Genomic DNA, 16,016 nt, shown 5'->3' with positions numbered 1-16,016 from the left:
CACAACGGAGACAACCCTTGAGCCGCTACCCCTTCCCCGACCTCGCCGCCCTGCCCGACGACATCCGCGCCCGCATTCTCGAAGTGCAGGAAAAGGCCGGCTTCGTGCCGAACGTGTTCCTGGCATTTGCTCGGCGACCCGCCGAATGGCGTGCGTTTTTCGCCTACCACGACGCCTTGATGCTCAAGGAGGAAGGCAGCCTGACCAAGGGCGAACGCGAGATGATCGTCACCACGACCAGCGCCGCCAACCAGTGCCTTTACTGCGTGGTCGCGCACGGTGCCCTCCTGCGCATCTACGAAAAGAAGCCGCTGGTGGCCGATCAGGTGGCGGTCAATTACCGCAAGGCCGACATCAGCCCGCGCCAGCGGGCCATGCTCGACTTCGCGATGAAGGTGTGCAGCCAGTCGCACGCCATCGAGGAAGCGGATTTCCCCGCCCTGCACGCCCACGGCTTCGATGACGAGGACATCTGGGACATCGCGGCCATCACGGCATTCTTCGGCCTGTCGAACCGCATGGCCAGCTTCGCGGGCATGCAGCCCAATCCCGAGTTCTATCTGATGGGCCGCGTACCGCGCCAAAAATAGCGCCCTCGAAATGCGTTGACCCGCCCCAGGCGCCTCCGCCATACTGGGACAAAGCAATCACACGGCAAGAGCTGCAGCCAGCAGCCGCCTCGGCTTTGCAATACCCGCAAGAGGGGGAGGAAAACCATGGAACTCGCGTTTCGGAATGCGTGCGCGTCTGCGTCTGCAACCGCCTTTGCCATTGCGTTGGCGTGCACCGCCGCACTGCCCGCACAGGCCCAGTCAGACACCCCGCGGCGGGTGTCCAACCCACCCCTGCTGGAGTTGCAGCGCAAGGCGCCTCGCAGGCTCCAGCTGGCAGCGGGCCCGGCCACGCGCGCCGTGTCCCACGAAGCCTCGCTGGACCTGAACGTCGTCTACACCGACGGCAAGCTCTGGAACCCGGCCGAGCAGCGCTTCGACAAGGTGCGCCTGCGCAGCTACCAGGGCACCCGCGTCGATCCCAAGGCGCCTTTCGTCTCGCCCATGCTGGAGATCCGCCCCGGCGACACCATCCGCATCCGCCTGAACAACCAGTTGCCGCCCGACCCGAGCTGCACCACGTTCACCGGCGGGGTCAATACGCCGCACTGCTTCAACGGCACCAACCTGCACACCCACGGCCTGTGGGTGAACCCGGCAGGCAATGGCGACAACGTGCTGATCTCCATCAACCCGACGGTGAGCTTCGAGTACGAGTACAACATTCCCTCGGACCATCCCGCCGGCACCTTCTGGTACCACACGCACCGCCATGGCTCCACCGCGCTGCAGGTGGCCAGCGGTATGGCGGGCGCACTCGTCATCCGCGGCGACCGGCCGCCCACCCCCACGCAGACGGGCGATGTGGACACCCTGCTGCGGCCCACTGCCCGCCAATCGTTCAAGGAACGGGTGCTGGTGCTGCAGCAGATCCAGTACGCCTGCCGCGACAAGAACAACCGCATCCAGTTCAACCCGGACGGAACCTACCGCTGCAACGAAGGCGACGTCGGTGGCATCGAGCACTACAAGGCCGTGGACAAGGAGGACAAGGACCAGTTCGGCCCCGGGTCCTGGCCGGCCTCCGGGCGCTACACCAGCATCAACGGCGAGGTGCTGCCCACCTTCGAGGGCGCGAAGGCTGGGCAGATCGAACGCTGGCGCACCATCCATGGCGGCGTGCGCGACACCATCAACCTGGAGTTCCGCAAGCTGCGGCCGGGCGCACGCAGCGCACAGGCGCTGCGCGCCAGCGAGCACGATGCCTACATCGAACAAAATTGCACGGGCGCCCCGCTGCCCCAGCACCTGATCGCAGCCGACGGGCTGACCACCGCTGCGGCGATCCCCAGCACGCAGACGGTGTACCAGCCGGCTTACCGCTGGGACACCTTGATGGTGTTTCCCGAGGCGGGCGACTACTGCGTGATCGACGCCGCCTCGCCCGCTTCGGCCAGCGTGAACCAGGCGCCCCCGTCGCGCCAGTTGCTGGGCACCGTGAGCAAGGTCGCCCCTGGCAATCCCGTTCCTCAGAACATTTCGGCGTACCTCGCAGCGGAACTGGCTGCCGCTGCCGCCATCAACCTGCCCTCGGACGTGCGGGCCCAGGTCAGCGCTGAATTGAAGGATGGACTGAAGCTCACCAGCTTCGTGCCCCACCCCACCGTGCAGGACAGCGAAGTCACGGGCACGCAGACCCTCGCATTCAACATCGACCTGAACGCCCAGCCGATCCAGTTCCAGGTGAACGGCAAGCCCTTCGATCCGAAGCGCGTCGACCGCGTGCTGACCTTGGGCGGGGTGGATGAATGGACGCTGCAATCGGACTTCGTGAGCCACCCGTTCCACATCCATGTGAACCCGTTCCAGATCGTCAAGATCCTCGACCCGGACGGCAAGGACGTGTCCGGACCGGACGGCGACGACAAGGCGGACGGCACCGTCGACCCGCAATACCGCGCGCTCAAGGGCGTGTGGAAAGACACGCTCTGGGTGAAGAACATCGCAACCAAGGAAAAGCCCAATGGCAAGTACACGCTGATCGTGCGAACGCGCTACCAGCGCTACATCGGGGACTACGTGCTGCACTGCCACATCCTGGACCACGAAGACCAGGGAATGATGCAGATCGTGCGGGTGGCCTTGCCGGACGGCGCTGGCGGGGCCAGCAAGGGCCACCACTGACCTCAAGGCCCGACGCCCCCCCGACACCGGAGAACCTCCACATGATCAGCGAAAGAAACGCACTGAAAACCGCGGTCGCCGCCGGCCATCACCCCGTTCTCGGGCCTGATGCCCCGAGGGAACTGATCTTCAGGATGCACCGGCAACCTCGACCGCATCTGCCCGTCCGGGAACGCGCGTGGCCGACGGGAGATCACCGCGCGTCGCGGTGCACCCGCTGCGCGCCTTCACCGCGGCGCAGCCACAGCGCAGCCAGCGGTTTCTCGTCTCCCTGGCAGGTGATGCCCCCCTGCCCCCGGCGGGGCAGCCGGTCTGCCTGCTGATCGGTTGTCCCATCGACGGCATCCCCCACGAGTGCGGGCGAGCCGCCCTTGCCATTGAACTCTTTCCCACCAAATGACCATGCCTGCAGCATCCCGTTCCACACCTGCCACGGCCTTTCCACGCACCCAACGCATCGGGATCCTGGTGTTTCCCCAGTTCGAGCCGCTCGACGTGTGGGGCTTCATCGAGGCGTTTTCCATCGCGCGCTTCATCGGCACCTCCTATGCCAACGCGCCGGCCCTGCCGTTCGAGATCGTGCTGATCTCCAACGAGTGCAGGCCGGCCTCGAACGGTGCCAGCCCTGCGCCGGTTCCCGCGCCGGTGGCCAGCTTCAACGGCCCCCGCGTGGCGCCGGATCTGTTCCGCGACGAGGCGCTGGAGCAGCCGCTGGACCTGCTCATGGTTCCCGGCGGACAAGGGGTCGGCACCTTGCTGATGGACCCGGACACCGCAGCCGTCCAGGCCTTGCTGCAATGGGTGCAGGCCATGGACCAGCACGTGGCCGTGGTCACTTCGGTCTGCACCGGCGCGGCCATCCTGGCGCAATCCGGCCTGCTGGATGGGCGGCCGGCCGCCACCAACCACCAGGCCTTCGGCTGGGTGGCGGGCTTCGGTCCCGCGGTGCTGTGGGACAACGTTTCGCGCTGGGTGGATGCGGGCAAGTACGTGACCTCGGCGGGCGTGTCCGCAGGGACCGACATGGCCTGGCACCTGGTTGCTCGCCTGGCTGGCCGTGCCGTGGCCGAAACGGCCGCCCTCGCCGCCGAGTACGACTGGCACCGCGATCCGGCGCAACCCATCTTCTACCCCCAGCAGGCTGCGGTGCCTTCTTCCTGAGTCCTCTGCCGACGTCAGCAGAAGGGGGGAGCGCTAATCCCCCGCGTCGGCGCGCAGCATGCCCCACAGCATGCGCACCAGTTCGTCCTCGAACGCGGGCTGGCCCAGCAGGGGCGAGTCCTCCAGCGCGGCGCTGCGGATGGCGCCCATGATGGCGCGCGTGGCAACGAACATCATGGCCGGCGTGGGAGCGCGCACCGAGGTGTCGCCCACCTCGATCAGGCGGGCCAGCGCCAGGGCATTGCGCTCCGCCCCTTCGCGCAGCGCGGCCGTCACGCGGTCGTGGTGATCGATGCGCCAGCCCAGCCGCACCATGCCGCGCCGAACCCGCGAATGGCCGCCGGTGCCGAAGGCCGCCACCAACAGCCGAACCACGTCGCGCAGCACGGCCCGCACCTCACGCCGCTGGGCCACGGCCTCGTCCAGCAGCTCGCGCAGTTGCTGCTGCACGCGGTTGCGCTCGCGCTCCACCATGGCCAGCACGATGGCCTCCTTCGAGGGGAAATACTGGTAGAGCGTGCCGATGGAAAAGCCCGCCACCTGCGCGACCTTGTTGGTGGTGACGCCCTCCTCGCCTTCCTTTTCCACGATCTGGGCGGTGGCGCCAAAGATGGCCTCGATGGTCTGGCGCGCCCGCGCCTGCGTGGGCTGGCGGCGCATGCCGGAGGAACTGTCGGGGGATGGAGATTTCTTCAAAGGCGGCTTTCGAGCGGTGGACGCGGCACGACAGGGCCAAGCCCTGGAAACTGAATGGTGCTCAGAAACGGTGGCGGCGGCAAGGGTGCCAGCGTCACCTGGCCCCAACCATCCGCCCCTTCAGCCGGCGGATGCCGTCGATTGCCGCTCGATCAGGCGAAAGCCCAGATCAAAGATGGTTTGCGGGCCCGCGTTGCCCCGGCAACGGTCGATGACCAGTTGCGCCGCCAGCCGGCCGATCTCCGGGCCATCGACATGCACAGTGGTGATCGAAGGCAGCATGTGCTCGCTGAAGTCGGCATTGCCAAAGCCGCAAATGGCGAGGTCCTGCGGCACCCGCAGCCCGCGGGCCGCGGCCTCGACGAGCACGCCATGCGCCAGCGTGTCCGAACTGCACGACACGGCCTGCAGCCGCGGCTCTTGCTCCAGCAGCTCCGCCAGGGCCCTTCGCCCCAGCGCCAGGCTGCTGGGTGCGGGTACCGTGGCGGTCGGCACGTCCCGCCCCAGGGTGGCGACGAAACCTTCGCGGCGCAGCATGGCTCGGTGATCGCCGCCCGTGGCAATTCCCACGCGCTGCCAGCCCCGGGACAGAAAGAACCCCGCCACCGCGCTGCCCACTTTCAGGTGCGAAAAGCCCACCACCATGTCCACGGGGCGGTCGCTCAGGTCCCAGGTTTCCACCACGGGAATGCCGGATCGGCGCAGCCGGTCGCGCGCGCGCTGCGATTGCACCAGCCCGGTCATCACCAGCCCGTCGGGCTGGCGGCCGATCATGGTGTTCAGCACGGCCTCTTCGCGCTCGGCGTCGTAGGCGGTCTGGCCCAGGATGAGCTGGTACCCCTCGGCAGCCAGCGTGGTCGTCAGGCTTTGCACGGTGGGCAGGAACTGCGACACCGACAGCGCCGGGACCACGGCCGCCACCATCAGGCTGCGGCGGGACTTGAGCCCCCCCGCCAGCAGGTTGGGGATGTAGCCCGTCGCCTCGACGGCCTGCTGCACCCGGGCCTTTGTCTTCTCGGACACCACCCCCGGATTGCTCAGCGCACGCGAGGCGGTGATCAACGACACGCCAGCGGCCTTGGCCACGTCGTGAAGCGTGGCCGCCTTGAAGTTGGAGGGGGCGTTCATGGGGGTTTCGGAGCACACCGGTCGGGCGAAAGACGAGGACCATACCGCATTCCACGGCACCGCCCGTGGCGAGTGCACCGCTGCATTCCAGAGCACGTCCCGGACGCCAGCGGCGGTCACGGACAAGGGGAAAACCCCCAGCAGAAAAGCTTGCCGACCGGAAATGACAACGATATCATTTCCAATGCGCGCACACAGCGCACCTGGAAAAATCATAAAAACATGTCGATCCTGTAATGTTTTTGGCGGGGCTTCACCTTCCAACCAAAAATGACAACGTTCGCATTTCCATTAGGAGACAAATCATGAAACGATTCCTGGCAGCCATTTCCCTCGGCATTCTGGCTCTCGGCGCCCAGGCACAGGCCTGGCCCGAAAAACCCGTGACCCTGGTCGTGCCCTTCCCGCCTGGCGGCTCGACCGACCAGGTCGCACGCGCCGTGGGGCCCCGGTTGACGGAGAAGTTCAAGCAGTCCTTCCTGGTGGACAACAAGCCCGGCGCCACCGGAACGATCGGCGCCACGTTCGTGCAGCGGGCCGCGCCCGATGGCTACACCTTCCTTGTGACCTCCCTGGGGCCGCTGGTCATCGTGCCGCACCTGCTCAAGGGCCTGCAGTACGACGCGCTGCATGGTTTCGACCTGATCACCGTGGCGGTGCAGTCGCCCAACGTGCTGGTGGTGCCGGCCAACTCCCCGCACAAGACCGTGGCCGACGTCATCGCCTACGAGAAAGCCAACCCCGGCAAGATGAGCTTCGCCTCGGCCGGCAACGGCTCGAGCGACCACCTCACCGCCGAGCTGTTCTGGCAGCAGACGGGCACCAAGGGCGTGCACATTCCCTACAAGGGCGGCGCACCGGCCCACACCGACCTGATCGGCGGTCAGGTGGATGCCTCGTTCCAGAACATCAACGCCGTGTCGCAATACATCAAGGCCGGCAAGATGCGCGCGCTGGCCATCACCAGCGCCAAGCGCTCGCCGGTGCTGCCCGACGTGCCCACGCTGGCCGAAGCGGGCGTGCCCAATGTCGAGGTCGCTTCGTGGCAGGCCATCGTCGCACCCAAGGGGCTGCCACCGGCCGTGCGCGAAAAGGCCCATGCCGCGTTCGTCGAGGCGCTCAAGGACCCGAAGGTGCGCGAGCAGTTCACGTCGATCGGCTTCGAGATGGTCACCAACACGCCCGAGCAGTTCGCCGCCTTCCAGCAGCAGGAGTTCGCCCGCTGGAAGAAGGTGATCGAGACCGGAAAGATTTCGATCGACTGACCCTCGCCCTGCCTGCCTGGCGCCTGCCCCCCGGTTTGCCCGAATGACCTGCACTGCACCATGACCGCTTCCTCGTCCCCCTCCTCTTTCAGCGACAGCATCGCCTGGGTCCGCATCTCATCGTGCTACCTGCCCCTGGCCAACCCCATCAGCGATGCCAAGGTGCTGACCGGACGGCAAAAGCCCATGACCGAGATCGCCATGCTGTTCGCCGAGATCGAGAGCAAGGACGGCCACCGGGGCCTGGGCTTCAGCTACTCCAAGCGGGCGGGCGGGCCGGGGCAGTTCGCGCACGCCCGGGAGGTCGCGCCGGCGCTGCTGGGCGAAGACCCGAGCGACATTTCCCGGCTGTGGACCAAGCTCTGCTGGGCCGGCGCGTCGGTGGGGCGCAGCGGCATGGCGGTGCAGGCCCTCGGCGCCTTCGACGTGGCGCTGTACGACCTCAAGGCGCACCGCGCGGGCCTGTCGCTGTCCAAGCTGCTGGGCTCGCAGCGCGACTCGGTGCGCTGCTACAACACCTCGGGCGGCTTCCTGCACACGCCGCTGGACCAGCTGCTGCGCAACGCCAGCGCCTCGCGCGAGCGGGGCATCGGCGGCATCAAGCTGAAGGTGGGCCAGCCCGACCATGCGCTCGACATCCAGCGCGTGGAGGCGGTCCGCAAGCACCTGGGCGATGCCATGCCCATCATGGTCGATGCCAACCAGCAGTGGGACCGCCCCACCGCGCAGCGCATGTGCCGCGTCTTCGAGCCCTTCAACCTCGTGTGGATCGAAGAGCCGCTGGACGCCTATGACTTCGAAGGCCACGCCGCGCTCGCCGCCCAGTTCGACACGCCGATCGCCACCGGCGAGATGCTCACCAGCGCGGCCGAACACGGCGAGCTGATCCGCCACCGCGCGGCCGACTACCTCATGCCCGACGCACCCCGCGTGGGGGGCATCACGCCGTTCCTCAAGATCGCCGCGCAGGCCGAGCACGCGGGCTTGAGCCTGGGCCCGCACTTCGCGATGGAACTGCACGTGCACCTGGGCGCGGTCTATGCCACCGAGCCCTGGGTCGAGCACTTCGATTGGCTCGAGCCGCTGTTCAACGAGCGCCTGGAAATCCGCGACGGCCGCATGATGGTGCCCACGCGCCCGGGCCTCGGCCTGAGCCTGAGCGAGCAGGCCCGCGGCTGGACGCGCGAAACAGCGGAGTTCGGCACCCGCGCGTGAGCCCGGCGCCATCGACAATCGAGCGGCATGCCGCATGCAAAGCCCCCAGAACATCGCCCCACCCACGACGACTGCCCCATGACAGATTCCGCTTCACCCACCCGCCCGCCCCTGACCGTGCAGATGCACGCGGCAGACAACGTGGCCATCGTCGCCAACGACGGGGGCCTGCCCGCAGGCACGGTGCTGGCCTCGGGTCTGACGCTCGTCGACCGCGTGCCCCAGGCCCACAAGGTCGCCCTGGAAGACATCCCACAGGGCGCCGCCGTGCGCCGCTACAACGTGCCCATCGGCTACGCCATCCAGCCCATCCCCGCCGGCAGCTGGGTGCATGAGCGCCTGCTGCACATGCCCGAGGCCCTGTCGCTGGAGGGCCTGCCCCTGGCCACCGTGCGCCCCGAGCCCCTGCCCCCGCTCACCGGCTACACCTTCGAGGGCTACCGCAACGCCGACGGATCGGTGGGCACCCGCAACATCCTGGCTATCACCCAGACCGTGCAGTGCGTGGCCGGCGTCACCGAATTCGCCGTCGCGCGCATCAAGGCCGAACTGCTTCCCCGCTTTCCCAATGTGGACGACGTGGTGGCGCTGGAGCACACCTACGGCTGCGGCGTCGCCATCGACGCGCCGGACGCCGTCATTCCCATCCGCACCCTGCGCAACATCAGCCTGAACCCCAACTTCGGCGGCGAGGTGATGGTGGTCAGCCTGGGCTGCGAGAAGCTCCAGCCCGAGCGCCTGCTGCCCCCGGGCAGCATCCCGCTGGTGGACGAGCGCAGCGTGGCCGACGTGGGCACCAGCGCCGAACCCAAGCTGGACGTGGTTTGCCTGCAGGACGACGCCCATGTGGGTTTCATGTCCATGATCGACTCCGTCATGCGGCAGGCGGAAAAGCACCTGGAGCGCCTGAACGCCCGCCGCCGCGAGACCGTGCCCGCCGCCGAGCTGGTGGTCGGCGTGCAGTGCGGGGGCAGCGACGCCTTCAGCGGCGTCACCGCCAATCCGGCCGTCGGCTTTTGCACCGACCTGCTGGTGCGCGCGGGCGCCACCGTCATGTTCTCGGAAGTGACCGAGGTGCGCGACGGCATCGACCAGCTCACCTCGCGCGCCAGCACCCCGGAAGTGGCCCAGGCCATGATCCGCGAGATGGCCTGGTACGACGCCTATCTGGACAAGGGCCGGGTGGACCGCAGCGCCAACACGACGCCGGGCAACAAGAAAGGCGGCCTCTCCAACATCGTGGAAAAGGCCATGGGCTCCATCGTCAAATCGGGCAGCGCCCCGATCTCGGGCGTGGTCTCGCCCGGGGACAAGGCCACGCAGAAAGGCTTGCTGTATGCCGCCACGCCGGCCAGCGACTTCATCTGCGGCACGCTGCAGCTCGCGGCCGGCATGAACCTTCACGTGTTCACCACGGGGCGGGGCACGCCCTACGGGCTGGCCGAGGTGCCGGTGATCAAGGTGGCCACGCGCAGCGATCTGGCGCGGCGCTGGCACGACCTGATGGACATCAACGCCGGGCGCATCGCGGACGGGCAGGCGACCATCGCGGACGTGGGCTGGGAGATGTTCCACCTGATGCTGGAGGTGGCCAGCGGGCGCAAGAAGACCTGGGCCGAGCAGTGGAAGCTGCACAACGCCCTCGTGCTGTTCAATCCCGCGCCCGTGACCTGAGCGGCCCGCCGGCACCGGCCGCCGAACGCGATGACGGTGGCGTCACGCGCCGACCAGCGCGCGCACCCAGGCCGGCAGGTCCACGGCTTTCTTGCGCGGAAAGTCCACCCAGATGGTCGTGGCACCGCCCGCCGCGCACACCACGCCCGGCCGGTCCACGCGTTCCATCGTGCCCCAGGTCTCGAACGTGGTGCGCCCCGGGTCGCTCACATAAAGCTTGAGCAGCACCTCGGCCGGGTACTCGAGCTGCTGGTAGAAATTGCAGAAGGCATTCACGATCACTGGCCCCTGGCCCTGCGGGTCGGGATTGCAGCCCGCCGCGACCAGCCAGTCGATGCGGGCCGTCTCCAGATAGCGGAAGTACACGGTGTTGTTCACATGGCCCATGGCGTCCATGTCGCCCCAGCGCACGGGAAAGCGCATCGTGTGCACGAGCGTCTTGGCTTCGGGAATCTCGATCTTCATCGGCGGCCTCGGTTGGTGCCGGGCGTGCGGGGCGGAACGCGCTGCAGACGGCCCGGCGAAGACTGGCGTCCACCCGCACAGCGTATCGCACGGCAGTCCCTGCACAGCGACCTTTTCCCAAACATGAGCACGGCGGCCCAAGCGGGACGGTCGCTCGACCACCTCACGGCTGAAACGCAGCATCCACGCGGTCCCGGGGCCTGGCTGCAGGCGATCGGGCTGCCCCGGAAAACCTGAGCGGTAGGCGAGTAGCGCGTCCGGTCTAAAACTGAATAATCCTCAGAAAACGGAGCCCGGCGGCGTTGCCGGGCCACCGCCGTTTCTGGAAAGCCGCCTCCCATGTCCGAGATCCCCGCCTCCCCCTCCCCCGCGCCCGCAGCAGCAGCCGCCGCCGCAGCCACCCTCCCCGTGCGCAAGCTCGAAGTGGACCTGCAAAAGGGCTTCGCCCGCCACTGGCACGGCGGCGATGCCTTCCGCACGCAGTTCTTCAATGCGCTGTCGATGAGCTTTCCGGTGGGCGAGCAATTCTTCATCGATTCCGTGCGCGATGCCACGCCGTTGCTGGGCAATCCCCATGGGCCGCTGGCCACCCGCTTCCAGTCCCTGCTGCGCGGCTTCATCGGGCAGGAAGCCACGCACCGGCATCTGCACGGGCTCTACAACGCCGAGCTGGAGCGCCAGGGCCTGCAGAACCACTGGCAGCACTGGGCGCGCGGACGCATCGCCCGCTTGCACCTGCGCACCAAGAATCCGCTGCACGCCCTGGCGGTCACCTGCGCCTACGAACACTTCACGGCCCTGCTGGCCGATGGCACGCTGCGCCATGGGCGCTGGCTCGATGGCGCCGACGCCACGCTACAGACCGTGTGGCGCTGGCATGCGGCCGAGGAGACCGAGCACCGTGCCGTCGCCTTCGACCTCTACCGCGCGGCGGGCGGCAGCAACGCCTGGCGGGTGCGCTGGTACTTGTATGTGGTGCTGGTATTCACCGTCGATGCGATGCGCCAGACGGTGCTCAACCTGCAGCGCGACGGCACGCTGTGGCGCCCCTCCACGGCCTGGAGTGCGCTGCGGTTCTTCTGGGGACGCGATGGCGTGGCCTGGCGCTCGCTGCCGGCGCTGGTGCGCTACCTGCGCAGCGACTTCCACCCCGATCAGGAGCACGCATCGCCCACGGCCGCGGCGCTGGCCCAGCAATGGCTGCAGGCGAACGCCGAGCGCTTTCGCGTGGTGGGGCGCAGCTGACCCTCGTTACTATTATTTTTATAGCAAGACGCCCTAGTTCCCATTGCGCTGGAGGGCGATTTGGCTTGAAGCCCCGTGAAGGCTCATCGCGCGGGTGAACCGGCAAATTCGCCGCGCTGCAGCTGCGACACATCGTTGCCCCGCGCGTCCCTGGCGCCGAGATCCGCGCCTTTGGCGGCCAGGGCCTGCAGCAGTTCGGTCCGCTGGAACAGGGCGGCGTACATGGCGGCGGTCTGGCCGGCGTTGTTGCGCTGATCGGGGGCGCAGTCGGCCTGCACCAGCCGCCGCGCGATCGCCACCTCGCCCTTGAAGATCGCGCCCATCAGGGCGGTGTTGCCGCGCAGGTCCTGCACGCAGGGGTCGGCGCCGGCCTTGAGCAATTGCTCCACCACCTCGCGGTGCCCGTGGTAGGCCGCGAGGATGAGCGCGGTGTAGCCTTTTTCATCGCGGACATTGAGGTCGTAGCGGGCGGCGATGAACTCGCCGAGCATGTCACGCCGGCCCTCGCGGGCCGCATCGAAGAAATAGCGGCGCAACTGCCGCTGGACCTGGGCCGGATCGGTCGGAGCTGCCGGCTCGGCCCCCGCCGCGGCTGCGGGTGGCGACGCAGATGCCGCCGCTGCCGTGCCTGGGACCGCACTGGGGGCTGCGCTGGGGGCCGCACCCGCTGCGCCAGCCGCCATCGCGCCCATGCACAGCACGGCCAGCACCCAGTGGCGCGATCGATGGGAAAGGGACATGCCGATCTCCTTGAAATGGGGGGACGGTCGTGGGAGAGGCACCGCCAGCGGCGCCCCTCGATGCAGCACGCGGGCGCCAGGACGGCCCCCACGCGTGCATCGCATGCCCCGCATCAGTCCTGCAGCGCCGAGGCCAGTTGCTTCACGCGGGCCAGGTCGCCCTTGGCCACGCGGGCCACGCCCGTGCCGTACTCGGGATCGGCCTTGTACAGGAACGACAGGATGATGTGCTTGCTCTCGGCATCGGCGCCGGCCAGCGATTCGCCGAAGCTCTGGATCAGGTCCTCGCGGTCCTTCTTGCCGTAGCTGCGGTACAGATCACCGGCCTGCTTGAAGTTCTGCTCCTTGCCGATCTTGGCCTGCTGCGTGGTGCCGGACAGCGGCAACTGGCTGTAGCGCGCCGCCGAAACCTGCGGGCGGGGCTCCAGGCGGCTGGGCTCGTAGTTCACGCCGCTGGTCGTCTGGCCGAAGTTCAGCGTACCGTCCTGGTTGCCGTTGTTCACGCCGACGCGGGGGCGGTTCACCGGCAGGCTCAGGCCGTTGGTGCCCACCCGGTACAGCTGCGTGTCGGCGTATGAGAACACGCGGCCTTGCAGCAGGCGGTCTTCCGAGGGCTCGATGCCGGGCACCACGTTGGCGGGCGCCATGGCGACCTGTTCGGTTTCCTGGAAGAAGTTGTCCACGTTCTTGTTCAGCACCATCTGGCCGATCTTGCGCTCAGGCACATCGGGCCAGATCTTGGTGGCGTCCAGCGCGTTGAACTCGAACTTGTTCAGGTCCTCGGGCTTGAGCACCTGCACGTACAGGTCCCACTTGGGGAAATCGCCCTGCTTGATCGCGTTGACCAGGTCGTTGGTCATGTGGCTGTAGTCCTTGGCCTGGACGGCGGCGACCTGCTTGGGGTCGAGGTTCTTCAGCCCCTGCAGGCTCTTCCAGTGGAACTTCACGTAGTGCACCTGGCCCTGGCTGTTGACCAGCTTGTAGGCATGCACTCCGTTGCCGTCCATGAACCGGTAGCCGGCGGGCGTGCCCTCGTTCGAATAGAGCAGCGTGAGCGTGCGCGTGGCCTCCGGCACGTGCGAGAAGAAGTCGAAGCGGCGGGAATCGTCGTCCAGGTTGGTGCGGGGGTCCGGCTTGAACGCATGCACCATGTCGGGAAACTTGATGGCGTCGCGGATGAAGAAGGTGGGGAAGTTGTTGCCCACCAGATCCCAGTTGCCCTGGCTCGTGTAGAACTTGGTCGCGAAGCCGCGGGGGTCGCGCAGCGTCTCGGGGGAATGGTTTCCGTGCACCACGGAAGAGAACCGCACGAACACCGGGGTGCGTTCGCCGGCGCTGAACACCTTGGCCTGGGTCAGCGAAGACAGGTCTTCCGTTGCCACGAACTCGCCGCGCACGCCGGTGCCGCGGGCATGCACGACGCGCTCCGGAATGCGCTCGCGATCGAATCGCTGCAGCTTCTGGATCAGCTGCACGTCCTGCAGCAAAGTGGGGCCGTTCGGGCCGGCGGTCTGCGAATTCTGGTTGTCGCCCACCAGGGCGCCGTTGTCGCGCGTGAGGGCGGATTGGGCGAACGCCGCAGGCGCTACCAGCACGCCGTGCAGCACCAGCGCTGCGGTGAAGATTTTTCTGGTTGTCATGGAAACTCCGCTCCAGTCGTTAAGGGAAGCGAATGATCCACGTGGCGGAATGTCGCTCACAAGGGGGGTTTGGCTATGGCCGCGATGAATATTGCCGATGGGCCCCTCACAACCCTTTGATGGAGTGCCGTCAATGCCGGAAAGCGCGCGGACGGGCGCTATTAAAAAAATAGCAATCTACGAATCGAAACACCCCGCCGGTCGCTTTTTATTACATATCCGAAGCGCTTTCCGGGGTCTTTCGGTTAATTGCCGTCAGTCGAGCCAGCCCAGCAACGCCGCCTTGACCGCGGCCGCCGTCTTGTTGGGCGTCTGCAGTTTGGCAGTGGCGTTCTTGAGGTGAAACCGCACCGTGTTTTCGGAAACGTCCAGAATCTGCGCAATATCCGCCATGGTTTTCCCATCCGCCGTCCATTTGAGGGCTTCCAGTTCGCGCGGGGTCAGGAACGCCTTCTGGCGGGTGCCGTGCAGGGCTTTCATGGCACGGCCCATGGCCTCGTACGAGGCGCTTGCAAGGAACGACATGCGGGGCTCGTTCGCCTTGAGTTCCTCCTCTGCCAGGGGGACACGGGAGCGCACCAGGGTCAGAACGCCGCGCAGGCTGCCCGCGCTCTGGTTGGCCTGCGACCAGCCGACCTTCAGCCCATGGGACTGCGCTTCACGCCACAACTCGGGCGCCGAGGCGAAAAGCTCGTCGCTCCAGACCACGGGCCGCTCGGATTTGCGGCAATGGGCCACGGTGGGGTCGATATGGTGGTATTCGGCGACGGAATATCGCCTTTGCCACGCTTCCGGAAAATCGTCCACCTGGACCACCTGCGGGCGGGAGATGGGGACGGGAATGTAGAGGGTATACGCGCATCGCTCGAAACCCAATTCCGTTGCCGCGGACTTGATTTTGCTGAAGATTCTGTTCTTGCACGTCTCATTGGAGAAACATTCAGAAACCTTGTGCTGCCACGACTGCACTGCCATCACCACCCCCTTTTTGATTAACTATTTATTAATCAGTCTACCCAGCAATGTTTTGGGAGTGCTCTCTTTCGCCATGCCGATTGGGATGCGCAATATGAAAACAGTGCATAACCCCACCCGATTCCAAGGACGCGCGGGGGGGGCCGAACAGGGCTCAGCGGTGGGCCTGGATGGTCGCCAGAATGCCCAGGGTGAACATGGCGCACGCGGCCCATTGGGCAGGCGCCGGCCAGTGGCCGTCCCAGGCGAAGGAATAGACGAGAGCGAACAGGGTCTCGCTCACGATCAGCTGGCCGCACAGGCTGGCAGACAGGCGCTGGCTGGCCACATTCCAGAGGATGGTGGCCAGCCAGGTCGCGCCCAGCCCGATCGCAAGGCAGACCAGCACAAAGGCGCCGAAACCTGGCTGCGCCGCCAGGTCTGCCAGAGGCGTGCCCTTCACCCCCCACAACAGCCATCCCCCCAGGCCCGTGGCCACGCCCAGCCAGTTGGCCCATTGGGTTGCGCCCACCTCCGGGTGGCGCTGCACCCAGGCCGAATTGAGGATGGCGAACGCGGTCCAGAAGACCAGCGCCACCAGCACGATGCCGATGCCGCGCCACCAGTACGCCCCGCCACCCGCAGCCGGCGATCCGCCCTCCCCGTGCGGCGCGAACGCCATCAGCGCCAGGCCCGCCAGGGTCAGGGCCAGCCCCGGCACCAGGGCCGCCCAGCGCAGCCCCTTCGGCTTGCCCAGCAGCATGACCCACACCGGGATGGTGCCGATGATGAGGGCCGGCACCTCCACCCCCGCATCGCGGATCGCCAGCACCAGCAGCAGGTAGTAGCCGGTGAATCCCAGCACGCTCAGGCCCAGGGCGGCCCCGGCCTGCCGGGCGGTGGGCCAGCGCACCGCTCGGCGCGTGCCGGGGCGCAGGCCCCACAGCAGCATGCCCACGGCCATGGCGCCATAGGCCACGAAACGGCCAGCGGTGAGGTCCACCGACGCGAACCCGGCCGCCATGCGCGGCGCGACGAACACCAGCCCCCAGAGCGCGCCCGCGGCGAGCCCTGCCAGGATTCCAGTCAGCATCGGCC

At 67.4% G+C, this 16,016-nt stretch carries 15 protein-coding genes; 7 read left to right on the top strand and 8 right to left on the bottom strand.

The window, feature by feature from the left end; all coding sequences use genetic code 11:
* Positions 1-17: 17 nt before the first annotated feature.
* Both R1Z03_RS09265 and R1Z03_RS09260 read left to right on the top strand, forming a co-directional pair.
* Complete coding sequence (locus R1Z03_RS09265) at positions 18-590, top strand: peroxidase-related enzyme (protein ID WP_284426867.1); 573 nt, start codon at positions 18-20, stop codon at positions 588-590.
* 240 nt (positions 591-830) lie between these two features.
* The gene (locus R1Z03_RS09260; RefSeq protein ID WP_317358937.1) at positions 831-2,735 is read left to right on the top strand and encodes a multicopper oxidase family protein; all 1,905 of its coding nucleotides are present in this window, start codon (positions 831-833) and stop codon (positions 2,733-2,735) included.
* A 193-nt stretch (positions 2,736-2,928) separates the two neighbouring features.
* On the opposite strand, the gene R1Z03_RS09255 is transcribed toward R1Z03_RS09260, so the two are convergent.
* Entirely contained in the window at positions 2,929-3,150 is a 222-nt protein-coding gene (locus R1Z03_RS09255) for a hypothetical protein (RefSeq protein ID WP_317358935.1), read from the bottom strand.
* Here R1Z03_RS09255 and R1Z03_RS09250 point away from each other — a divergent pair.
* A complete protein-coding gene (locus tag R1Z03_RS09250; protein ID WP_317358932.1) occupies positions 3,138-3,896 on the top strand; it encodes a DJ-1/PfpI family protein in 759 nt (252 codons plus the stop codon). The two genes, R1Z03_RS09255 and R1Z03_RS09250, sit on opposite strands and share 13 nt — an antisense overlap.
* A 33-nt stretch (positions 3,897-3,929) precedes the next feature.
* Here R1Z03_RS09250 and R1Z03_RS09245 read toward each other — a convergent pair whose 3' ends face one another.
* Both R1Z03_RS09245 and R1Z03_RS09240 read right to left on the bottom strand, forming a co-directional pair.
* Positions 3,930-4,592 carry a TetR/AcrR family transcriptional regulator gene (locus tag R1Z03_RS09245; protein WP_284406886.1) on the bottom strand — a complete coding sequence of 221 codons (663 nt, stop codon included), beginning with the start codon at positions 4,590-4,592 and terminating at the stop codon, positions 3,930-3,932.
* Between the two features lie 120 nt (positions 4,593-4,712).
* Complete coding sequence (locus R1Z03_RS09240; RefSeq protein ID WP_284430896.1) at positions 4,713-5,720, bottom strand: LacI family DNA-binding transcriptional regulator; 1,008 nt, start codon at positions 5,718-5,720, stop codon at positions 4,713-4,715.
* Between the two features lie 305 nt (positions 5,721-6,025).
* Between R1Z03_RS09240 and R1Z03_RS09235 the strand changes: the two genes are divergently transcribed.
* The 3 genes from R1Z03_RS09235 (at position 6,026) to garD (ending at position 9,874) form a co-directional block, all read left to right on the top strand.
* Positions 6,026-6,985: a tripartite tricarboxylate transporter substrate binding protein gene (locus R1Z03_RS09235; RefSeq protein ID WP_284400249.1), complete on the top strand. Its 960-nt coding sequence runs from the start codon at positions 6,026-6,028 to the stop codon at positions 6,983-6,985.
* A gap of 60 nt (positions 6,986-7,045) precedes the next feature.
* Positions 7,046-8,200, top strand: a complete 1,155-nt coding sequence (locus R1Z03_RS09230; RefSeq protein ID WP_317358928.1) for a mandelate racemase/muconate lactonizing enzyme family protein — start codon at positions 7,046-7,048, stop codon at positions 8,198-8,200.
* Positions 8,201-8,278: 78 nt separating this feature from the next.
* Positions 8,279-9,874, top strand: a complete 1,596-nt coding sequence (gene garD / locus R1Z03_RS09225; RefSeq protein ID WP_317358925.1) for a galactarate dehydratase — start codon at positions 8,279-8,281, stop codon at positions 9,872-9,874.
* 42 nt (positions 9,875-9,916) lie between these two features.
* On the opposite strand, the gene R1Z03_RS09220 is transcribed toward garD, so the two are convergent.
* The gene (locus R1Z03_RS09220; protein ID WP_317358922.1) at positions 9,917-10,339 is read right to left on the bottom strand and encodes an acyl-CoA thioesterase; all 423 of its coding nucleotides are present in this window, start codon (positions 10,337-10,339) and stop codon (positions 9,917-9,919) included.
* A gap of 339 nt (positions 10,340-10,678) precedes the next feature.
* On the opposite strand from R1Z03_RS09220, the gene R1Z03_RS09215 reads away from it, so the two are divergent.
* Entirely contained in the window at positions 10,679-11,584 is a 906-nt protein-coding gene (locus R1Z03_RS09215; RefSeq protein ID WP_317358920.1) for a metal-dependent hydrolase, read from the top strand.
* A gap of 83 nt (positions 11,585-11,667) precedes the next feature.
* On the opposite strand, the gene R1Z03_RS09210 is transcribed toward R1Z03_RS09215, so the two are convergent.
* The 4 genes from R1Z03_RS09210 to R1Z03_RS09195 all read right to left on the bottom strand — a co-directional run bounded on the left by R1Z03_RS09210 (position 11,668) and on the right by R1Z03_RS09195 (position 16,011).
* On the bottom strand, positions 11,668-12,324 hold the full coding sequence (locus R1Z03_RS09210) for an ankyrin repeat domain-containing protein (protein ID WP_317358917.1): 657 nt from the start codon (positions 12,322-12,324) through the stop codon (positions 11,668-11,670).
* Between the two features lie 113 nt (positions 12,325-12,437).
* Complete coding sequence (gene katB / locus R1Z03_RS09205) at positions 12,438-13,964, bottom strand: catalase KatB (RefSeq protein ID WP_317358914.1); 1,527 nt, start codon at positions 13,962-13,964, stop codon at positions 12,438-12,440.
* A gap of 255 nt (positions 13,965-14,219) precedes the next feature.
* Positions 14,220-14,939: an autoinducer binding domain-containing protein gene (locus R1Z03_RS09200; RefSeq protein ID WP_284430888.1), complete on the bottom strand. Its 720-nt coding sequence runs from the start codon at positions 14,937-14,939 to the stop codon at positions 14,220-14,222.
* Positions 14,940-15,093: 154 nt separating this feature from the next.
* On the bottom strand, positions 15,094-16,011 hold the full coding sequence (locus tag R1Z03_RS09195) for a DMT family transporter (protein ID WP_317358909.1): 918 nt from the start codon (positions 16,009-16,011) through the stop codon (positions 15,094-15,096).
* Positions 16,012-16,016 lie beyond the last annotated feature (5 nt).

Origin of the sequence: Acidovorax sp. BLS4, from assembly GCF_032929295.1 — a bacterium.
Lineage (GTDB): Bacteria > Pseudomonadota > Gammaproteobacteria > Burkholderiales > Burkholderiaceae_C > Paracidovorax.
The sequence above is the reverse complement of the archived record's forward strand: the minus strand, read 5'-3'. Positions and strand labels throughout refer to the sequence as shown.